Raw genomic sequence first — 19,991 nt, forward strand, 5'->3', positions numbered from 1 at the left:
AGGTGGTCCCGGCGGTACCGGAGGCCCCGGTACGGGGGGCACCAGCAAGGGCACCAGCAACGGTGCTCTGTTCGGCGGGCCCAACGGCTAGCCACCACTAACCGGCGTACGCCGACAACACGGCCGTGGAGGGCATCTCGCCCTCCACGGCCTTTTTCTGTACACCGTGCACGGCCGTCACCCAGGTTCGTACGGCAGGATGTCCCGCATGACGACCGCGCGCGAGAACGACGACAGCGCCGCCCCCGTGCAGGCCGCGACCGTACCGCCCACCGCCGAGGACCCGCTGGCCGAGGCGGGTAGCGAACTGCTCGGAGGGCCCGTCGGGCGACGTGCGACGACCGGTCGAAGCGGTTGGTGGAATCCGCTGCGGGTGCTCGCACTGGTCGTCATCGGGATGTTCGCGCTCGGCATGGTGCAGAAGGTGCCGTGTTACGACAGCGGCTGGTTCTTCGGCGCGAACGACCAGTACACCCACGCCTGTTACTCCGACATCCCGCACCTGTTCTACGCACGCGGCTTCGCCGACGACCTGGTGCCGTACTTCGACCACATCCCGGACGCCACCTCGGGCGGCATGGGCTACCTCGAATACCCGGTGCTGACCGGGTTGTTCATGGAGGTCGCCTCCTGGTTCACCCCGCACGGCTCCGACCTGGTGCACCGCGAGCAGGTCTACTGGCTGGTCAACTCGGCGATGCTGATGCTCTGCGCGGTGATCACGGTGATCGCCGTGGCGCGCACCCACCGCCGTAGGCCGTGGGACGGACTGCTGGTCGCGCTGTCCCCCGCGTTCGCGCTCACCGCGACGATCAACTGGGACCTGCTGGCCGTGGCGCTCACCGCGGTGGGGATGCTGATGTGGGCGCGCAGCCGCCCGGTGGCGGCCGGGGTGCTGATCGGTCTGGCGACGGCCGCGAAGCTCTATCCGGTACTGCTGCTGGGGCCGCTGCTGCTGCTGTGCCTGCGGGCGGGGCGGATGCGGACGTACTGGAAGGCGTTCGGCGGCGCGGCGGTCGCCTGGCTGGTGGTCAACGTGCCGGTGATGGTCTTCGCCTGGGACGGCTGGGAGAAGTTCTACACCTACAGCCAGTCGCGGGGCGTGGACTTCGGCTCGCTCTGGCTGATCATCTCGCAGCAGACGGGCAACCCGCTCGACGGCGCGAACGCGTATGCCATCGCGCTGATGCTGCTGCTGTGCGCGGCCATCGCCGCGCTCATCCTGTACGCGCCGCGCAGGCCGCGCTTCGCGCAGGTCGCGTTCCTGGTGATCGCCGCGTTCATCCTGACCAACAAGGTCTACTCGCCGCAGTACGTGCTGTGGCTGATCCCGCTGGCCGCGCTGGCCCGGCCGCGCTGGCGGGACTTCCTGGTCTGGCAGGCCTGCGAGGTCATGTACTTCCTCGGCATCTGGATGTACCTCGCCTACACCACGGGCGGCAACAACAAGGGTCTGCCGGAGGGCGGCTACGACTTCGCGATCGCGCTGCACCTGCTCGGAACGCTCTACCTGTGCGCCGTGATCGTGCGCGACGCGCTGATGGCGGAGCGGGACCCGGTGCGGCGGGACGGCTCCGACGACCCGTCCGGTGGGGTGCTGGACGGTGCTCGGGACGTGTTCGTACTGGGGCGGCGCGCGCATCAGCCGCGGCACGCCGCCCAGTTCAGCAGCGGTTACGTCGAATGGGGCCGGGAGAACGCGGACGCCTGACGGCTCAGCGCTCGACCACCCGGTCCGACCGCGTGGTGGTGTTCCTCAGGTGGGCCACCAGTTCGTCGCCCACCGCGGGCGGGGCGACATCGCTGGGCAGGAACAGCAGCGAGACCTGCATGTGCGGGGGCTCGGCGAACCAGCGCTGCTTGCCCGCCCAGATGAACGGCGAAAGGTTCCGGTTGACGGTCGCCAAACCGGCCCGCGCCACGCCCTTCGCCCGGGGCATCACACCGTGCACCGCCTTGGGCGCCTCAAGGCCCACGCCGTGCGACGTACCACCGGCCACCACCACCAGGTGCCCGTCGCCAGCGGCCTTCTGCTGGCGGTAGCCGTAGCGCTCGCCCCGGGAGACGCGGGTGACGTCCAGCACCGCGCCGCGGTACTCCAGCGCCGCCGGCTCGCCCAGCCACAGCCGGGTGCCGATCCGGGCGCGGAACCGGGTCTGCGGGAACTGCTGTTGCAGCTGGGCGAGTTGAGCCGGGCTCACATGGCTGACGAACATGGTGCGCAGCGGGAGTCGGGCGGCGCGTAGCCGCTCCATCCAGCCGAACACCTCCTCCACCGGGTCGATGGCGCGCTCGACGCCGTCCAGCGGCAGGTGGATGGAGAAGCCCTCCAGCCGTACGTCGTCTATGGCCCCGTGCAGCTTGGCCAGGTCGTCCGGGGAGACGCCGTGCCGCCGCATGGTGCTCATGACCTCGATCACGACGCGCGCGCCGACCAGGGCGCGTACCCCCTCGACCGAGGAGACGCAGCGCACCACGCGGTCCGGCAGCGGCACCGGCTCCTCGCCCACCCGGTACGGGGTCAGGACCAGCAGGTCACCGCCGAACCAGTCCTTCATCTGGGCCGCCTCGTAGGTGGTCCCGACCGCCAGCAGATCGGCGCCCAGCCGGCCCGTCTCGTCCGCCAGCCGCTCATGGCCGAAGCCGTAGCCGTTGCCCTTGCAGACTGGCACTATGCCGGGGAACTGGTCCACCACGGTCTTCTGGTGAGCACGCCAGCGCGCGGTGTCGACGTACAGGGTGAGCGCCATGGCTGGGTCGGGACCTTTCCTTGTGTGCGGCGGGACGGATTCAGCGGCGCGACATGTAGATGTCGAGCGCCTTGTGGAGCAGCTTGTTGAGCGGGAAGTCCCATTCGCCCAGGTACTCGGCGGCCTGGCCACCCGTTCCGACCTTGAACTGGATCAGGCCGAAGAGGTGGTCGTTCTCGTCCAGCGAGTCGCTGATGCCGCGCAGGTCGTAGACGCTGGCGCCCAGTGCGTAGGCGTCCCGCAGCATCCGCCACTGCATGGCGTTGGACGGCCGTACCTCGCGCTTGTGGTTGGCGGAGGCGCCGTAGGAGTACCAGACGTGGCCGCCGACGATGAGCATCGTGGCGGCCGCGACCGCCTCGCCCTCGTGCGTCGCGAAGTACAGCCGCATCCGGTTCGGGTCCTCGGTGTTGAGGGCCGTCCACATGCGCTGGAAGTACGACAGCGGGCGCGGCCGGAAGTGGTCGCGCTCGGCCGTGATCTCGTACAACTGCTGCCAGATGGGCAGTTGGTCGTAGCCGCCCTGGACGACCTCGACGCCGGCCTTCTCGGCCTTCTTGATGTTGCGGCGCCACAGCTGGTTGAAGCCCTTGTGGACGTCCTCCAGGCTGCGGCCCTCCAGCGGCACCTGGAACACGTAGCGCGGCTGCACGTCGCCGAATCCGGCGCCGCCGTCCTCGCCCTGCTGCCAGCCCATGCGGCGCAGCCGGTCGGCGACCTCGAAGGCGCGCGGCTCGATGAAGGTGGCCTCGACGTCGCGCAGCCGCTTGACGTCCGGGTCGGAGATGCCGTTCTTGATCGCTCCGGCGTCCCAGCGGCGGATGACCACCGGCGGGCCCATCTTCACCGAGAACGCGCCCTGCTGCTTGAGGTGGGCGAGCATCGGCTGCAGCCACTCTTCGAGGTTCGGCGCGTACCAGTTGATGACCGGGCCCTCGGGGAGGTAGGCCAAGTAGCGCTTGATCTTGGGGAGTTGGCGGTAGAGCACCAGGCCCACGCCGACCAGTTCACCGCTCTTGTCGAACCAGCCGAGGTTCTCGGACCGCCATTCGGCCTTGACGTCGGCCCAGGCCGGAACCTGCATGTGGCTCGCCGCGGGCAGGCTCTGGATGTAGGCCAGATGCTGCTCTCGGCTGATCGTCCTCAGGGTCAGGCTCATTCGGGGCGCTCCCCATCGCTGCAGGTTCTACCGGGCTTTCCCGGCGAAGCCTACTGCGCGAGGGCAAGACCCCGACCTGTGACCGGTCGGAAGGGTGCTAGATGCCGCCCCAGAGCCCGCCGTGCGCCACGCCCAGGAAGAACCCGATCGCGGACGCGCCGAGGCTGAGCACCAGGACGAAGCGCTCGGCCGTGGTGGCCGAGATGAACTGGCCGTAGGCGCCGGTGAAGATCCCCGCCAGGCCGGTCCATGAGGTGAGCAGGTGGAGGTTGCTGAAGATCGACGTGATGATCGCGATCGCGCCGAGCACCGCGGTGACGGCGACGAAGGAGTTCTCCTTGGGATGGGCCTTGCCGTCGGTGTTGAGGATGGCGAGGACGCCATGCGGCCGGAAGGTCTGTGCCATGGGGCACCTCCGTGAGCGGATGGTGGCGCACTGGTGGCGCCATGCAAACCGTCGTGTACAGATTGTCCCGGTTCCCCGCGCGATTTCAAGCGGACGGTGGTGTGCGGGTAGTGTGTACCGTCTGCACCGGTGTCTGTGTGGTCCCGCCCGGCACTCCCAGCCGGATCCCGGGGTCCGCGTCACCGATGCGACGCAACGCAAACCCTCCTGCCACGGAAACGCCGTGGCCGCTGAGTCCAAAGGAGGTGGGTTCCACCATGCGTCACTACGAGGTGATGGTCATCCTCGACCCCGATCTTGAGGAGCGCGCCGTCGCCCCCCTGATCGAGAACTTCCTTGGCGTCGTCCGCGAGGGCAACGGCAAGGTGGAGAAGGTCGACACCTGGGGCCGTCGTCGTCTCGCCTACGAGATCAAGAAGAAGCCCGAGGGTATCTACACCGTCCTCGACATCAACGCTGAGCCCGCGGTCGTCAAGGAGCTCGACCGTCAGCTCAACCTGAACGAGTCGGTTCTTCGGACCAAGGTCCTCCGTCCGGAAATGCACTGAGCGCCTAAGCGCCAGAGCTGAGTACGGCTACCGAGCAGCCAGCAGCACAGCACACCCGCCGAGAGGTCACCCACCATGGCAGGCGAGACCGTCATCACGGTCGTCGGCAATCTTGTCGACGACCCCGAGCTGCGCTTCACCCCGTCCGGTGCGGCGGTCGCGAAGTTTCGTGTCGCGTCCACCCCCCGCACCTTCGACCGGCAGACCAACGAGTGGAAGGACGGCGAGAGCCTCTTCCTCACTTGCTCGGTCTGGCGGCAGGCGGCGGAGAACGTGGCCGAGTCGCTCCAGCGCGGCATGCGCGTCATCGTGCAGGGCCGTCTGAAGCAGCGGTCCTACGAGGACCGTGAGGGCGTCAAGCGGACGGTCTACGAGCTGGACGTCGATGAGGTCGGCGCCTCCCTGCGCAACGCGACCGCCAAGGTCACCAAGACCGCCGGTCGCGGCGGCCAGGGCGGCTACGGCGGCGGCGGTCAGGGTGGCGGCGGCTGGGGCGGCCCGCAGGGCGGTCCCAGCGGCGCACCGGCCGACGACCCGTGGGCGACCAGCGCCCCGGCCGGCGGCCAGGGCCAAGGCCAGGGCCAGAGCGGCGGTGGCAACTGGGGTGGAAGCTCCGGTGGCGGCTACTCGGACGAGCCGCCCTTCTAAGCCCGACGAGGGTCAAGGGCGACGAGTAACTACTTCTTGATCACAGTGGAGAAAGACAATGGCTAAGCCGCCCCCGCGCAAGCCGAAGAAGAAGGTCTGCGCGTTCTGCAAGGACAAGGTCACCTACGTCGACTACAAGGACACGAACCTGCTGCGGAAGTTCATCTCCGACCGCGGCAAGATCCGTGCCCGCCGGGTTACCGGCAACTGCACCCAGCACCAGCGTGACGTTGCCACGGCCGTGAAGAACAGCCGTGAGATGGCGCTGCTGCCCTACACCTCGACTGCTCGCTGAGAGAGGGTGACCGAAGCATGAAGATCATCCTCACCAATGAGGTCAGCGGCCTCGGCGCCGCCGGCGATGTCGTCGAGGTCAAGGACGGCTACGCCCGCAACTACCTGGTTCCGCGTGGTTTCGCGATCCGCTGGACCAAGGGTGGCGAGAAGGACGTCGAGCAGATCCGCCGTGCGCGTCGGATCCGTGAGATCGCCACGCTGGAGCAGGCCAACGAGGTCAAGGCCCAGCTGGAGGCCGTCAAGATCAAGCTGGCGACCCGCGCCGGTGACTCGGGCCGTCTGTTCGGCTCCGTCACCCCGGCGGACATCGCCGGTGCGATCAAGAACGCTGGCGGTCCGGCCGTCGACAAGCGCCGCGTCGCGCTGGTCGCGCCGATCAAGACCGTCGGTTCGCACCAGGTGACCGTCAGCCTCCACGCGGAGGTCTCGGTCAAGCTCGACCTCGAGGTCGTCGCTGCCTGACGCGCTTCGCGCGAGTCACTACGAAGGGTCGGCACCCGCTGGGGTGCCGACCCTTCGGCTTTGCTGTTTCACGTGAAACCGTCGGCAGTCGCCACGATGTTTCACGTGAAACAGCACCTGCTGGCCGTCAGGCGCGTACCGCCCCGGTCACCAGCCAGCTTCCGGAGCGTGCCCGAAGCCACAGGAACACCAGGCGGGTCAGCAGGAACAGGCCCATGGCCCACCACAGCGCGGTCAGTCCGCCGCCGAGCGCGGGCACCGCCAGCGCGGCGGGTACGAAGACGGCGAGCGTTCCGAGCATGGCCCAGGCCAGATACGGACCGTCGCCCGCGCCCATCAGCACACCGTCGAGCACGAAGACGATGCCCGAGACCGGCTGGGTGACCGCGACCACCAGCAGCGCGGACAGCAGTTGGGCACGCACCACGGAGTCGCTGGTGAACAGCGGGATGAACAGCGGCCGTGAGACGGCCACCAGCACCCCGAGCAGAATGCCGGAGGCGATCCCCCACTGCACCATGCGGCGGCAGGCGGCCCTGGCGCCCGCCGCGTCCTCGGCGCCCAGATAGCGCCCGATGATCGCCTGGCCCGCGATGGCGATGGCGTCCAGCGCGAAGGCCAGCAGGCTCCACAGGGTGAGCAGGATCTGGTGTGCGGCGACCTCGGCGTCACCGAGGCGGGCGGCGACCGCGGTGGCGATCATGAGGATGGCCCGCAGGCTCAGGGTGCGGACCAGCAGCGGTACACCGGCGGTAGCGCAGGCACGGATCCCCGCCGCGTCCGGCCGCAGTGGCGCGCCATGCCGTTTCGCGGCGCGTACGACGACGGTGAGGTAGGCGGACGCCATACCGAACTGGGCGATCACGGTGCCCCAGGCGGATCCGGCGATGCCGAGCCCGGCGCCGTAGACCAGTCCGGCGTTGAGCCCGGCGTTGGCGGCGAAGCCCGCGACGGCCACCACGAGCGGGGTGCGGGTGTCGTGCAGCCCGCGCAGTACGCCGGTGGCGGCCAGCACCACGAGCATCGCGGGAATGCCCAGCGAACTGATGCGCAGATAGGTGACGGCGTACGAGGTCGCGTCGCCGGAAGCGCCGAACAGACTCGCCAGTATCGGGGCAGTGGGGACGACGACCGCGATCACGGCCGCGCCGAGCAGTAGCGCCAGCCAGATGCCGTCGACGCCCTGGCGGATCGCGGCCCGCAGATCCGCGGCGCCGACGCGGCGGGCGACGGCGGCCGTGGTGGCGTACGCCAGGAAGACGAAGACGTTGACCGCGGTGTTCAGCAGGGCGGCAGCCACGCCGAGACCGGCCAGCTGCCGGGTTCCGAGATGGCCCACGATGGCGCTGTCCACCATCACGAAGAGGGGCTCGGCGACCAGCGCGCCGAAGGCGGGCAGCGCGAGGGCGACGATCTCGCGGTCATGGTGTCGCCTGATGTCCTTCGGGAGCCGGGTCGGGCGCTGCGCGGGGGCGCCGGAGCGCTCCCGCGAGGCGGTCGTGGGTCTCTCGGAGGCCGATTTCACAGGCTTAGGATAATCTTCCACAGGTAATAGGCACAACGGGAATGTGGCCATTACCACTGGTGGCGCTGAGTGATCAGGTCCGCGCCGTTTGTCGTGATCTTGCGCCAACCGGGAAAGTTTTTCTCCTGCACAGCCGGTGGATGATGAACGTGCAGGTCAGAGGTGGTGCGCTCAAGGTGTGGGGGTCTTGTCCACAGCGCTTTCCCCCGCCCTGTACACAGGTTTGGCGGGCTTCTCCACAGGCTCTCGCCGTTCATCCACATGGCCTGTGGATAACCATCTTGGCTGACGGGGGCTGTGGCCCTACCGTAGTCCGGCACCCGCCTTCCGTCCGGTCCTCGCACTCGACGCGCCGCAAGCGGAGTCGCGTGTCTTTTTTGTCAGAGCCGTGCCGTAAGAAAGAGAGGCACGGATCGGGGTCCGAAGGACCGGGAGGAGGTGGCGGGGGTGAGCCAGCCCGAGCCCGCGGACGACCACTGGGGGGACGCGCCGCCCATTGATCCGCCGTTTCCCGACGGCCCCGGCGACCGGCTCCCGGCGGCCCGGTACCGCCGTTCCGACCGAGACGGCGGCGGTCGCGACGGCGGGTCGAGGGACAACGGGCGGGACCGCGGCGGCTGGTCGGAGGGCGGATTCGAGCGGGTCCCCCCGCAGGACCTCGACGCCGAGCAGTCGGTGCTCGGCGGCATGCTGCTCTCCAAGGACGCCATCGCCGACGTGGTCGAGGTGCTCAAGGCCGCGGACTTCTACCGCCCGGCGCACGAGACCATCTACACAGCGATCCTCGACCTCTACGCCAGAGGCGAGCCCGCCGACCCCATCACCCTCGCCGCCGAGCTGACCAAGCGCGGTGAGATCACCCGGGTCGGCGGCGCCGCCTATCTGCACACGTTGGTCAACGCGGTCCCCACCGCCGCCAACGCCGAGTACTACGCCGAGATCGTCCATGAGCGAGCGGTGCTGCGCCGCCTGGTCGAGGCGGGCACCCGCATCACGCAGATGGGGTACGCGGCGGACGGCGACGTCGACGAGATCGTCAACCGCGCCCAGGCCGAGATCTACGCCGTCACCGAGCAACGCACCTCGGAGGACTACCTTCCGCTGAGCGAGATCATGGAGGGCGCCCTCGACGAGATCGAGGCGATCGGCTCCCGCAGCGGACAGATGACCGGTGTCCCCACCGGCTTCACCGATCTCGACGCGCTCACCAACGGCCTGCACCCCGGCCAGATGATCGTGGTCGCCGCGCGTCCCGCGATGGGTAAGAGCACCCTGGCGCTGGACTTCGCCCGTTCCTGCTCCATCCAGTACGGCCTGCCCAGCGTCTTCTTCTCCCTCGAGATGGGCCGCAACGAGATCGCGATGCGTCTGCTGTCCGCGGAGGCGCGCGTCGCGCTGCACCACATGCGCTCCGGCAACATGACCGACGACGACTGGACCCGGCTGGCCCGCCGCATGCCGGAGGTCTCGGCCGGGCCGCTGTACATCGACGACTCGCCCAACCTGTCGATGATGGAGATCCGCGCCAAGTGCCGTCGCCTCAAGCAGCGCAACGACCTGCGGCTGATCGTCATCGACTACCTCCAGCTGATGCAGTCCGGCGGCTCACGCCGACCCGAGAGCCGTCAGCAGGAGGTCTCGGAGATGTCCCGGAACCTCAAGCTCCTCGCCAAGGAGCTGGAGGTCCCGGTTATCGCCCTCTCCCAGCTCAACCGTGGCCCGGAGCAGCGCACCGACAAGAAGCCGATGGTCTCGGACCTGCGTGAGTCGGGCTCCATCGAGCAGGACGCGGACATGGTCATCCTGCTGCACCGCGAGGACGCCTACGAGAAGGAGTCCCCCCGGGCCGGCGAGGCGGACCTCATCGTCGCCAAGCACCGTAACGGCCCCACGGCAACCATCACCGTCGCCTTCCAGGGCCACTACTCGCGCTTCGTGGACATGGCGGGGAACGTCTGACGAGTTTGTAGGGTCTCAAATTTCGCGGCACAATCTCAGACTCGATGGCACATCGGTGGCACTTGTGCCGCTTTCGTGAGACTTGCTGGTCGAGGCGCTCACCCTTTTGGGTGACGGAGGCTCCAGTCTGCCAACTCGCCTACGTGGCACTGACACCCTTGGCTACACGGGCCATCGCCCGTGGGCTGGGGGGTGTGCGATGGACAGTGCCACTGCGACGGTGAGCATCCGTCGACAGCGCGGCCCTCTCGTGGAGGACCAAGATTGGGGCACCGCGCCCGTCGACCTTCTGCAGTCGGCTCGCCCGTGGCGGACGTTCCGCTGGTACAAGGGGCAGAAGCACTACTCGGGCACCTACTGGTCGGCGACTATGCGCGACCACGTGATTTACGAGTCGCGACTTGAGCTGTCGCGCCTGCTCTTCGCCGACTTCGATCTGTCCGTACGCGGCATCGTGGCCCAGCCTTTCTTGCTGAAGATGGTGTTGGAGGGGAAAGTTCACAGGCACATCCCCGACTATCTCTTGCTCACCGGGCAGGTGCCGGTGGTCGTCGACGTCAAGCCCCTGCACCGGTTGTCCAAGCCGGAGGTGGCGTTCACCTTCGGCTGGACTCGGGAGGCGGTGGAATCACGGGGATGGAAGTACGAGGTCTGGAGCGAGGTGCCGGCCGTGGAACTGGAAAACGTCCGGTTCCTGGCGGGCTACCGCCGGGACTGGCTGTTCAGCCCCGAAGTCCTGGACGAGCTTCGCGGAGCTGAGCTTGATGGAGTCACTTTGGGGCAGGCCTCGTGCTGTCTGCCGGACCGTCCTGAGCCTCAAGTCCGCTCGGCTATTCATCACTTGCTCTGGACACAGGAGCTCGTCACCGATCTCGGCCGTCCGCTCGGCCCTTCGTGCGTTTTGAGGCGGGCGGCATGAGCAGGGCGGGGGTTCGGGTCGGGGTCGGTACGCGTTTCCACTACGACGGGGAGACCGTCGAGGTGGTGGAGATGGCCGCCACGACGGCGGGCAACGAAGTGGTTCTGAAAGACGGCCAGGGGAGGCTGCTGCGGCTGGCACTCAAGGAACTGCTGTTTTCCGACCGCGCTGTCATCAGTCCGGACGGCCCGGGGCCGTCGGCGGACGACGAGGGCGAGATTGCCTCCGTGGTGCTGGGACAGCTTGATGAGGCAGAGAAACGGAAGGTCCTCGACCGGGCTGAGCATGTTCGAGAGGTGCTGACAGGCTATCGGTCTGGCAGTTCAGAACTCGCACGCGATGATGAGCCTCGTCCCGAGTACTCGCTAGACAGACCGTTGGAAGCCAGATACGCGGCGAAGGTCGCCGAACTCGGAATGGGCTTGCGCACCTTGAAGCGGTGGATTGCCGAGTTCCGGGATCACGGAGAGGCTGGCCTCGCGCCCAAGAAGGGACCGACTCGGAAGGCGCAGATCGCGGTCGATGACCGGTGGGTGGAGACCGCGGTGGAGGTGATGGTCGAGCACACCGATCAGTCGCGGCCGTCGCGGACGATGGTGATCGAGCGGACCCGGGCTCGGGTGATCGCGCGGTTCGGCGAGGGTGTGGTGCCGCAGCCGAGTCGGGCGACGGCGTTTCGGCTGCTGCAGGAGTTGGAGCGACGACATCCGCTGTTCCGGCTGAGTACGAAGCGCAACCGGGATATCGCCGGTCGGCCGGAGGGCCAGTACGGCAAGCTGCGGCCGACACGACCGGGCGAGTACCTGCTGATGGACTCCACCCGCCTGGACGTCTTCGCATTCGACCCGCTGACGCTCAAGTGGGTTCAAGCCGAACTGAGTGTCGGGATGGACTGGTACACCCGCTGCATCACGGGGATTCGGCTCACGCCGGTCTCGACGAAGGCGGTGGATGTCAGCGCGGTGCTCTTCCAGTCGTTTCGGCCGAGGCCGGCGGGGCGGGACTGGCCGCGACACGCGGTCTGGCCCGAGCACGGCATCCCCCGCACCGTCCTGGTCGACGTCGAGGGCGCCGCCGGCCCCGGCCTGGCCTCGCCTCCTCTGGTTCCCGAGACGCTGGTCGTCGACCACGGCAAGGTCTACGTCTCGGAGCATCTGACCAGCGTCTGCCGCCGGATGGGTATCTCCATCCAGCCGGCCCGGCTGCGGACGGGCCGAGATAAGGGGCCGGTTGAGCGCTATTTCCGGACCCTGCGGGAGGGGCTGCTGCAGGTGCTGCCGGGCTACAAGGGGCCCGACATCCACTCGCGGGGCGAGAACCCGGAGGATGATGCGTTCTTCTTCCTCGACGAGCTTGAGGCAATCATCCGGGAGTGGACCGCGGCGGTCTATCACTGCAGGCCGCACTCCAGCCTGGTCGATCCGGGACTGCCGGGCCTGCGGATGTCCCCGGCGAAGATGTTCGAGCACGGCATGGCGCGGGCGGGCTACATCGAAGCACCCCGCGACCGGGACCTGGCCTTTGAGTTCCTGCAGACGAAGTGGCGCACGGTCCAGCACTACGGGGTCGAGATCGGCCGCCGCCGCTACAGCGGTCCCGGCCTGCCCGAGCCGGGCATCCGCAGCCCCTACGACAGTCCAGTCAAGAACGGCTGGCCGTTCCAAGCGGACCCCGACGACATCACCAAGATCTACTTCCGCAGCCCCACAACTCGCGAATGGCACACCCTGACCTGGGAGTACGCGCCGTCAGAGCGGATGCCGTTGAGCGAGGACGCACTGGCATTCGCCCGGAAGTTGGCCGCCGCGAAGTACCGCTACCCCGATGACCGGCTCGCCGTCGCTGATCTGCTTCAGCGCTGGAACCTGGGGCTGGGCACCACCCTCGTCGAGCGGCGCATGGCCCTACGGCTCTCGCGCGAACAGGCCGCGATCGAACTCCCGGCAAGCGAGGCGGAGACGGTCGTCTCGCTTCCGTCCGTCCGCAAAGCTCTCGGTCAGAGCGACGAACCGGCGGAGTGTGAAGTGCCAGAGTCGGAGTCGGTGGCTGAGGTGGGCGATGACGACGAGGCCGATCTGGAGGATCTCGCCGACGAGACCGACTTCTACGCGGATGCTTTGGAGGACGTATGAGCACGGTCAGCCTGCCGAGCCTGGGCAATCTGGCGCTGTCGCGGAAGGAGGACTTCAAGATGTTCGCTCAGGCCCCGCGTCGCAGCCAGCCGGAGGTGTTGACGTCGGCCCAGCTGAAGGACCTGGGCGAGGATGCGAGAGCCGAGTACGACCTGCGGCGGCGGGAATGGCACGCGAACATCGGTCCGATCAAGACTCCGCAACTGGCCGATCTGCACGAGGATTTATGGGACATCGTCGACAGCAACCTGCAGGACGGTGACAAGGCCAAGGGAGCTGTGGCCCTCGACGCCTTCCCTGGCCTGGGCAAGACCACCTCGGTCCTCGCGTTCGCCCGCGAGTTCTACCGCAGGGAGATCGCCGAGCGGGGTGAGTTCACCGACCAGGGGCACGAGCGCCTGCCGGTCTGCCGGGTCGGCCTGACTGGGAACACCGGCATGAAGGACCTCAACCGGGCCATGCTGGAGTTCTTCGGACACCCCGGCCGCAACGGCGGAACGACCGCCCAGTTCGGCCAGCGAGCTCTGGACTGTGTGCTGTCCTGCGAAGTTCGCCTCCTCGCCCTTGATGACTTGCACTTTCTGAAGTGGAACCAGCGCAACGGCATCGAGGTCAGCAACCATCTGAAATGGATCGCGAACGAGTTCCCTGTGACCTTGCTGATGATCGGCGTCGGTCTCGTAGAGAAGGGCCTGTTCAGCGAAGGCGACGCCAGGCGGGATGCGGCGCTGGCCCAGACCGGGCGCCGCACCACCCGTCTGGGGATGCGGCCCTTCACGATCGAGTCCGAGGCCGGCCGCCAGGAATGGCGGCAGATGCTGCTGGCTCTTGAACAGCGCGTGGTCCTGGTCGAAAGGTATCCCGGGATGCTCGCGGACGAGTTGTCCGACTACCTTTTCGCCCGCAGCACCGGCCACATCGGCTCCTTGATGACACTGATCAACCGCGGCTGCCAGCGGGCGGTCCGCAGCGGCACCGAGTGCTTGGACTGTGACCTGCTCGACGGCGTGAAGAACGACGAGGCAGCCGAGGCGGCCCGCAAGGAACTCGAAGCGGCCCTGGAGAAGCGGCGGCTGACGAGCCGTCCGCGATCCTGCCGCCGCAAGGCCGCATGAACGAGGGCGTCCGGACCCTGCCGATCCGGCTGCCGCCCCTGCCGGGTGAGGCACTCGATTCCTGGCTCGAGGCTCTCGCACGCCGACTGGACAGCCCGCTCGGTGACGTGCTGCGGCATTTTGGCCTTCCGGCCAGAAGCGGGCGTGGGGATCACCTGCGGGGCATTCCGACGGACTGGACGATCCTGCTGGACAGAAGACAGGCCGCAGCCATCGCGCACGCGAGCGGACTGGGCGAGCAGACGATCACGGGCATGACGCTGGCGCACTACGACGGGCGGGCCATTCGCATCAACTTCGAGCGCCGGTACGTCAACCGCTGGGTTCTCTGGGGCCGGGGTGCCGGATCCCGGTTCTGCCCGGACTGCCTCACCGACAGCGGCGGCCGCTGGCCGCTGTTTTGGCGCCTGGGCTGGGCCTTCGCCTGCCCCCGTCATCACCGACTGCTGGCGGACTGCTGCCCGAACTGCGGTCGTATTCAGCGACGGTTGCCCCGATCCGGCAGACTCATACCCGGGCTTGGCATCTGCGGCAATCCACCCTCCCGACAAGACGGCGATCCCTCAGGCGGATGCGGCTTCGACTTGACCGAAACGGAAACACCGCTTCTGCCTGCAGGACACGCGGCGCTCATAGCCCAGGACCGATTACTAGAGATCATCGACTCTGGGACAGCAAGCTTCGGCGCTTATATTGCCGATCCGCAACCAACCCGGACGGCCCTCGCGGACATCCGGGCCGTCGGTGGACGCGTTCTTGCAGACCTCCCGGCGGACAACATCAGGAGCCTGGTCCCGGCGGATATCGCCGACATGCATCTCACACCCGAACCCGATTCTCGACTCGCCTCCCGAGCCTCTGAGCGGCCGGGCTTCATGGCTCCGCCCCGGGCCGTGAGTGCCGCGGTTGCAGTGATTGCCGCGCTGCGAGTCCTTGAACCTGGCGATGTGCACGAGGGCGGTGAGGTGATGCGCAGCCTTCTGGAAGCAATGCGTGAAAGGCTCTATCAGATCAGTCCGAGGAGCATCGATACCTGGGGGAAAGGCCTGAGTCCTGTCCTCCACGGCGTATACCTGGCCGCCCTCGCCCCTTCATTCCGCACAAGTGAACAGCTCCGCTTCCGCACGCCTACCACCATGCCCAGCCGCCCGAAAAGTACAAGTCGGGCGGTCGCCCGGCGAGCACGAAAGGTCCCCAGTACGTTTTGGCCGTCCTGGGCAGTACGGCTCACGCCATCCAACGGGATCTATCCCCGCACTCTCGCCCCCGTCCTGGCCAGCTCACTCCTGATCGTGGGGAGTTGCACCCAACTCACCACGGCCGCAGGATTCCTCGGCTCGGTCACCGACGGCGTCACCATGTCCCGGATTCTCCAGGCTCTGCAGAACCACCCGCATTGGCAGGACATGGTGACCGCACTGCTCCGACTAGTGGACTACCTTGATGCCCACGACGTTCCTATCGATTACCAACGGCGCCGCCGTCTGGACTACACGCGCCTGCTGCCGCACGCGCGATGGCTGGACATCTGCCGCCGCACCGGCACAGTGCCCGGCAGCGGCCCTCGCGAGCGGATCGTCCGCTGCCAATTGTTCCAACGCATCAGCGGCCTTCCCGCCGAAGCTGCACCCGACTATCCAAGCATCAACGAAGCCCGGTTCCGGGCCGAAGTTGCTCGCTTCGCTGTCTTCCAAACCCCGGAACTGGCCGCGGCATTGGTCGACGAAGCACGGTACTTTCTCGCCGCCCATCGCGTCCGCGACGAGCCAGTGACCTGGCAACCGCCCATGTCCCTGCTGGCTGGGCTCGAGCTGCCCGGCTCAGACCCAGCGCACATCGATGTCTCCCGCCTCCACACACTCATCCGGCAGCACAAGAACCCTGTTCAGCATGCTGCTAAGACCTTCGGCACGAGCATCAGGGTGGTTCGGCACCTCCTGGACGAACATCCTGCCCCCGCAGCACCGCTGACCAAGCGCGCAGCTAGGGCAACAGGACATATCAGATTCCAGGCCCGCCAGGCAGTGCCGAAGGAGACCTTTACCCGCCTCTACCAGGACGAACACCGCTCCTTGAAGCAAATAGAGGCTCTGACCGGCTTCTCCAGCCACCTCCTGACCACCCTGGCGCGCGAATATGGCATCCCGCTACGCGACGGACCACAGGACTACAAACGCTGGACAGTCGAACGGGATTGGCTGATCGAGCAGTACGTCATCCGCCAACGGAGCCTGACAGACCTAGCCGATGAGACAGGCATGAGCCGCATGACCATGAGCCGATGGGCCCACACCCATAACATCCCTGTCCAACCCGGCAGAGCAGGAAGCCACAACGCAGCGCTCCGTGCTCCTGACATCCTGCGGAAGGCCTTCAGTGACACATATGCATGGCAGCGAGTCGAGCGCTTCCTCGACGCGGTCGCGCACCCCACGCTATACGAGGCCGCCCAAACGCTAGCCATCAACTACACGACACTGACCACCCAGATCGCCCGACTCGAGCAAGAACTCGGACAGCCCTTGCTCGAACGCGCCGAACGTGGCCGAGCCATGCAACTGACCCCTTTTGGCCAGCGCGTTACCGTTGCTGCAAGGAAGTTCCGCGCGGAGGAAATGACACGGCAGGTGATGCAGGATCCTCCGGCCAAGCCGTGAGACAACCGGAGAAACCGCAGTTAGGCCGCAGGATGCGACAGAACTGCCTTCGGCCGGAACATGGCCGCCGCCGTCAAGCGCCTGATTGACCCAGACTGGCGGCCTTGATCGTGCGTCGCGCGAAGACGTCTTCACGGCGGTCTACCATCTGCCGCAACGCCTCCTTGCGGTCCCGTTTGGAGAGCCGGTCAAGATACGTGTGGCCGACGAGGTGATCGGTCTCATGCTGCAGACACCGGGCGAAGTAACCTGTCGCCTCGATGATGAGAGGGTTGCCCTCGTTGTCCAACCCGCGAGCGACGGCACGATCAGTGCGAGGAACCTCCATGGCGGCACCGGGCACGGACAGACAGCCCTCGAAATCGTCAACAAGGCGGCGGTTACCCGGATCGGGCAGGTCCAGAACCGGGTTGATGATATGACCGACATGCCGGATCCCGTAGTCGTCCGGGCAGTCATACACGAACAGCCTCAGATCGACACCTACCTGGTTGGCCGCCAGGCCGGCACCGTCGGCCACATGCATCGTCAGGAACATGTCGTCGATTAACGCCGACAACTCCCGAGTTCCGAACTCCGCCACATCCCGGCACGGACGGCTCAGGATCTCCTCACCCACCACCGTGACCCGCCGCACCGAACCCCGTTCCGCCTCCGGCGGCAGCGCTGGATACGAGTCGACGGGTTGGCCCTGCACACGGACTCGCCGGTCTACGGGACGGGACCGGTCGGGACGAACGGACATCGCTGTCTCCCCTTCTACGCACGCCGCATACGCCGCGGACGGCACCGCGGCCTGATACTCCCAGCGAGAACCACTTGCCAGGATCTTTGCAAAGTAGCAGACTTTGCAAAGTGACTGAAGATGACCTCAACTCCCAGCCCGACCAGACACCGGACACCGGCGACAAACTGCGTGAGCACGAGGTCCGCACCGCCCTGCGGGACCTGCTGGCCGAAGTCGGCACCGTCACAGCGACCGAAGCCGCCGCCCGACTGGGCTACAGCTCTGGGCTCTGCTCGTTTCACCTTCGGCAGCTCGAACGTCACGGACACATCGAGGAAGCCCCTCACCGAGGGGGTCGCGCACGCCCCTGGCGTTTGAAGCAGCACACCCCCACCGCAGGGACACCCGCGGAGGAGCAGTTCGGCGACTTGGCCCGAGGGCTGGAGGACGAGAGCTGGCAGCGATGGCTCGCCCAACGCGACCAAGCGCCGACCGAATGGCGCCAGGACGAAGCCTTCAGTGCTGTCGCCTACCTGACGCCGGAAGAGATGAGCCGGGTCGGGGACGCCGTCCGACGGGCGCTCGCTCCCTACCAAGACCGCGAACAACGCCCCCTGGCCCGGCCTGACGGCGCCCGACCGGTCGCCCTCATCACCCGGCTGTTCCCCTTGCTTCCCCATGCGACAGACGAGGGCGGCCAGGACTGAGAAGTCGAGGACTGCGCAACGGCTCACCCGAGGAAATGCCACGAACCTGAGACGGCAGGCAGGTGCCACGGCGTGAGACAGCTTGAGAAGGTCCAGGTCATCGCGTCGCTGCATGACACGGAAGGCGAGACCCTACAGAGTTGTATCGCCCCCGCTCGGGGGCGGCTCAACCAGCCGCCCCCGGCGGGGAGTTCAGTCGATGGCCTGGGCGAAGTGGAAGAAGCGGTACGGGTCGTAGCAGCGCTTGGCGTGCTGTAGCCGCGCGTAGTTCTGTCCGTAGTACGCCTGGCGCCAGTTGGTCAGAGCCGGGTCCATGTAGTTCTGGAAGGACTCGTGGTTCGAATACGGGTCAAGCGTCGTATAGCCGTGGTTCACCCAGCCCTGGGCGGAATCGATGTCGGCCTGGGCGGGATTCGGCTGGGTAAGGCCGATCTGATAGCCCGCGGCGAACAGTGCGTCGCGGTGGACGAACGCGGTGGCCGTGGGCTCCACGTCGTTGATCTTTCCGCCGTAGGCGAATAGACCAAAGAAACGGAATTGGCCCCCTCGGTTGTCCGCCAGGAATGCGGTGAGCGCTTCCGAAGCCGCGGAACGGCTCAGCGGTTCATGGAAGTACAGATTCCGCTGGGTCGCCCAAATGTCCCTGGGCAACTGCGCCTCGGACGAGTACCCCACCCGATGGCATTGCGCCACGGTGCGTTCCCCGCAGCCGAACACCGTCATCATCGCCTGCTGATAAGGCTGTTCCACGACGTCCCGAGTGGTGTTCGGCCGACCGACGGCGGATACCAGCTCGTCGAGCAGGCCGTCGCAGTCCGCTTTCGCTCCGAGATATCCTCCGGTGGCCACCACCAGGGGCTGGGTTCCCGTGGCGCTGTCGGTCTGGAACTCGATGAGCAGTTCCGCGGACAACTCCCTGGGCGCCTGGGCCACCCACTGCTGCCACGCCATGATGACGTCGACCGCGTCCGACCAGTCCCAGTTCAGGTTGTAGTTGGTGATCACGGGAGCCTGTGTCGGCAGCACCTCGTACTCCGTGACCACACCGAAGTTGCCGCCACCGCCGCCGCGCAGGGCCCAGTACAGTTCCGGGTGCTGGTCGCTGGAGCAGCGCACCACACTGCCGTTGGCCAGCACCACCTCGGCCGACACCAGGCGGTCGCAACCCATGCCGAACTTGCGGGCCTGCTGGCCGAGGCCGCCGCCCTGTAGCCAGCCCCCGACGCAGACGGTGGGGCAGGTACCGGTGCACACCTGGACGTTGTACGGGGCCAGCGCGGCGGCGATGTCCACGCCCTGGCCGCCCGGGCCGAGCCGCACGGTGTTCTGGCCGACCTGGACGCTGTTCAGCCCGGAGACGTCGATGACCAGGCCCGGCGACGTCGAATAGCCGCCGTAGCTGTGGCCTCCGCTACGCGGCGCCACCGGAAGGGAGTTGTCCTGCGCGAAGCGTATGCACGCCGCGACATCGGCGCTGTTGGCGCAATAGGCGACGGCCTGCGGGTGTATCGCGTCGAACTGCGCCAACTGGAGCTGTTTCGCAAGGCCGTAACCGGAATCCGTCGGTAGCACGAGGCGTCCGCTGAGCTTGCCCCGCAGAGTGCTCCACGGCGGCGATCCCGCGGCCCATACGGAACCCGTGCCAGCGGTTGCCGCGGTGAATGCGGCCGCGGCGCCGACACCGGCACCGGCTCTTAACAGTGCACGCCTGCTGATCATGACAGACACCTCTCCCCGTTCTGTACTGCCGTGTGTTGGGTGGAATGCGGAAATCGCGGGCATGCCAGGGCAATCGTCAACGGCGGTGTTTCCTGTGCCGGACGGCCTTACCGATACGCAGAGTTGGGTTACCCGCAAGTAGAGTGAGACGCCCGTGCCAAGAAAACCTGCCTCCCCCCGTCGGCACGGCAACGCCTGTGGTCCGGACCGCGGCCCGGTAGCCGGGAATTTACACCGACGCCCCGGCGGTGCACAGGCCCT

17 protein-coding genes are annotated in these 19,991 nt (G+C 67.3%); 11 read left to right on the top strand and 6 right to left on the bottom strand.

Going from position 1 to position 19,991, the window contains the following annotated elements; genetic code table 11:
• Window positions 1-208: 208 nt before the first annotated feature.
• Window positions 209-1,711, top strand: a complete 1,503-nt coding sequence (locus P3G67_RS19175; RefSeq protein WP_276094538.1) for a glycosyltransferase family 87 protein — start codon at window positions 209-211, stop codon at window positions 1,709-1,711.
• Between the two features lie 4 nt (window positions 1,712-1,715).
• On the opposite strand, the gene P3G67_RS19180 is transcribed toward P3G67_RS19175, so the two are convergent.
• The 3 genes from P3G67_RS19180 to P3G67_RS19190 form a co-directional block, all read right to left on the bottom strand.
• Window positions 1,716-2,750: an alanine racemase gene (locus P3G67_RS19180; RefSeq protein ID WP_269855415.1), complete on the bottom strand. Its 1,035-nt coding sequence runs from the start codon at window positions 2,748-2,750 to the stop codon at window positions 1,716-1,718.
• Window positions 2,751-2,790: 40 nt separating this feature from the next.
• A complete protein-coding gene (locus tag P3G67_RS19185; RefSeq protein WP_269855416.1) occupies window positions 2,791-3,909 on the bottom strand; it encodes a lipid II:glycine glycyltransferase FemX in 1,119 nt (372 codons plus the stop codon).
• Window positions 3,910-4,006: 97 nt separating this feature from the next.
• On the bottom strand, window positions 4,007-4,315 hold the full coding sequence (locus tag P3G67_RS19190; RefSeq protein ID WP_276094539.1) for a hypothetical protein: 309 nt from the start codon (window positions 4,313-4,315) through the stop codon (window positions 4,007-4,009).
• Between the two features lie 257 nt (window positions 4,316-4,572).
• Between P3G67_RS19190 and rpsF the strand changes: the two genes are divergently transcribed.
• From rpsF to rplI, 4 genes are all read left to right on the top strand, one after another.
• Window positions 4,573-4,863 carry a 30S ribosomal protein S6 gene (gene rpsF, locus P3G67_RS19195; protein WP_269855418.1) on the top strand — a complete coding sequence of 97 codons (291 nt, stop codon included), beginning with the start codon at window positions 4,573-4,575 and terminating at the stop codon, window positions 4,861-4,863.
• 75 nt (window positions 4,864-4,938) lie between these two features.
• Complete coding sequence (locus P3G67_RS19200) at window positions 4,939-5,511, top strand: single-stranded DNA-binding protein (RefSeq protein WP_276094540.1); 573 nt, start codon at window positions 4,939-4,941, stop codon at window positions 5,509-5,511.
• Window positions 5,512-5,569: 58 nt separating this feature from the next.
• A complete protein-coding gene (gene rpsR, locus P3G67_RS19205) occupies window positions 5,570-5,806 on the top strand; it encodes a 30S ribosomal protein S18 (protein WP_014143881.1) in 237 nt (78 codons plus the stop codon).
• A 17-nt stretch (window positions 5,807-5,823) separates the two neighbouring features.
• Window positions 5,824-6,270 carry a 50S ribosomal protein L9 gene (gene rplI, locus P3G67_RS19210; protein ID WP_269855420.1) on the top strand — a complete coding sequence of 149 codons (447 nt, stop codon included), beginning with the start codon at window positions 5,824-5,826 and terminating at the stop codon, window positions 6,268-6,270.
• 127 nt (window positions 6,271-6,397) lie between these two features.
• Here rplI and P3G67_RS19215 read toward each other — a convergent pair whose 3' ends face one another.
• The gene (locus tag P3G67_RS19215) at window positions 6,398-7,795 is read right to left on the bottom strand and encodes an MATE family efflux transporter (protein ID WP_276094541.1); all 1,398 of its coding nucleotides are present in this window, start codon (window positions 7,793-7,795) and stop codon (window positions 6,398-6,400) included.
• A 447-nt stretch (window positions 7,796-8,242) separates the two neighbouring features.
• On the opposite strand from P3G67_RS19215, the gene dnaB reads away from it, so the two are divergent.
• The 5 genes from dnaB (at window position 8,243) to P3G67_RS19240 (ending at window position 16,577) form a co-directional block, all read left to right on the top strand.
• The gene (gene dnaB / locus P3G67_RS19220; RefSeq protein WP_391858296.1) at window positions 8,243-9,754 is read left to right on the top strand and encodes a replicative DNA helicase; all 1,512 of its coding nucleotides are present in this window, start codon (window positions 8,243-8,245) and stop codon (window positions 9,752-9,754) included.
• Between the two features lie 199 nt (window positions 9,755-9,953).
• Window positions 9,954-10,673: a TnsA-like heteromeric transposase endonuclease subunit gene (locus tag P3G67_RS19225; RefSeq protein WP_276094542.1), complete on the top strand. Its 720-nt coding sequence runs from the start codon at window positions 9,954-9,956 to the stop codon at window positions 10,671-10,673.
• Entirely contained in the window at window positions 10,670-12,805 is a 2,136-nt protein-coding gene (locus P3G67_RS19230) for a transposase (protein WP_276094543.1), read from the top strand. Before P3G67_RS19225 ends, P3G67_RS19230 begins: the two co-directional genes overlap by 4 nt.
• Complete coding sequence (locus P3G67_RS19235) at window positions 12,802-13,920, top strand: AAA family ATPase (protein ID WP_276094544.1); 1,119 nt, start codon at window positions 12,802-12,804, stop codon at window positions 13,918-13,920. Before P3G67_RS19230 ends, P3G67_RS19235 begins: the two co-directional genes overlap by 4 nt.
• Window positions 13,917-16,577 carry a TniQ family protein gene (locus P3G67_RS19240; protein WP_276094545.1) on the top strand — a complete coding sequence of 887 codons (2,661 nt, stop codon included), beginning with the start codon at window positions 13,917-13,919 and terminating at the stop codon, window positions 16,575-16,577. Before P3G67_RS19235 ends, P3G67_RS19240 begins: the two co-directional genes overlap by 4 nt.
• Window positions 16,578-16,650: 73 nt before the next feature.
• Here the strand turns inward: P3G67_RS19240 and def are convergent, their stop codons facing one another.
• A complete protein-coding gene (gene def, locus P3G67_RS19245) occupies window positions 16,651-17,322 on the bottom strand; it encodes a peptide deformylase (protein WP_276094546.1) in 672 nt (223 codons plus the stop codon).
• Between the two features lie 110 nt (window positions 17,323-17,432).
• Between def and P3G67_RS19250 the strand changes: the two genes are divergently transcribed.
• Window positions 17,433-18,011: a winged helix-turn-helix domain-containing protein gene (locus P3G67_RS19250; RefSeq protein WP_276094547.1), complete on the top strand. Its 579-nt coding sequence runs from the start codon at window positions 17,433-17,435 to the stop codon at window positions 18,009-18,011.
• Window positions 18,012-18,203: 192 nt separating this feature from the next.
• On the opposite strand, the gene P3G67_RS19255 is transcribed toward P3G67_RS19250, so the two are convergent.
• On the bottom strand, window positions 18,204-19,730 hold the full coding sequence (locus tag P3G67_RS19255) for an FAD-dependent oxidoreductase (protein WP_276094548.1): 1,527 nt from the start codon (window positions 19,728-19,730) through the stop codon (window positions 18,204-18,206).
• Window positions 19,731-19,991 lie beyond the last annotated feature (261 nt).

The sequence above is a fragment of the Streptomyces silvisoli genome (assembly GCF_029269905.1).
GTDB classification, from domain to species: Bacteria; Actinomycetota; Actinomycetes; order Streptomycetales; family Streptomycetaceae; genus Streptantibioticus_A; species Streptantibioticus_A silvisoli_A.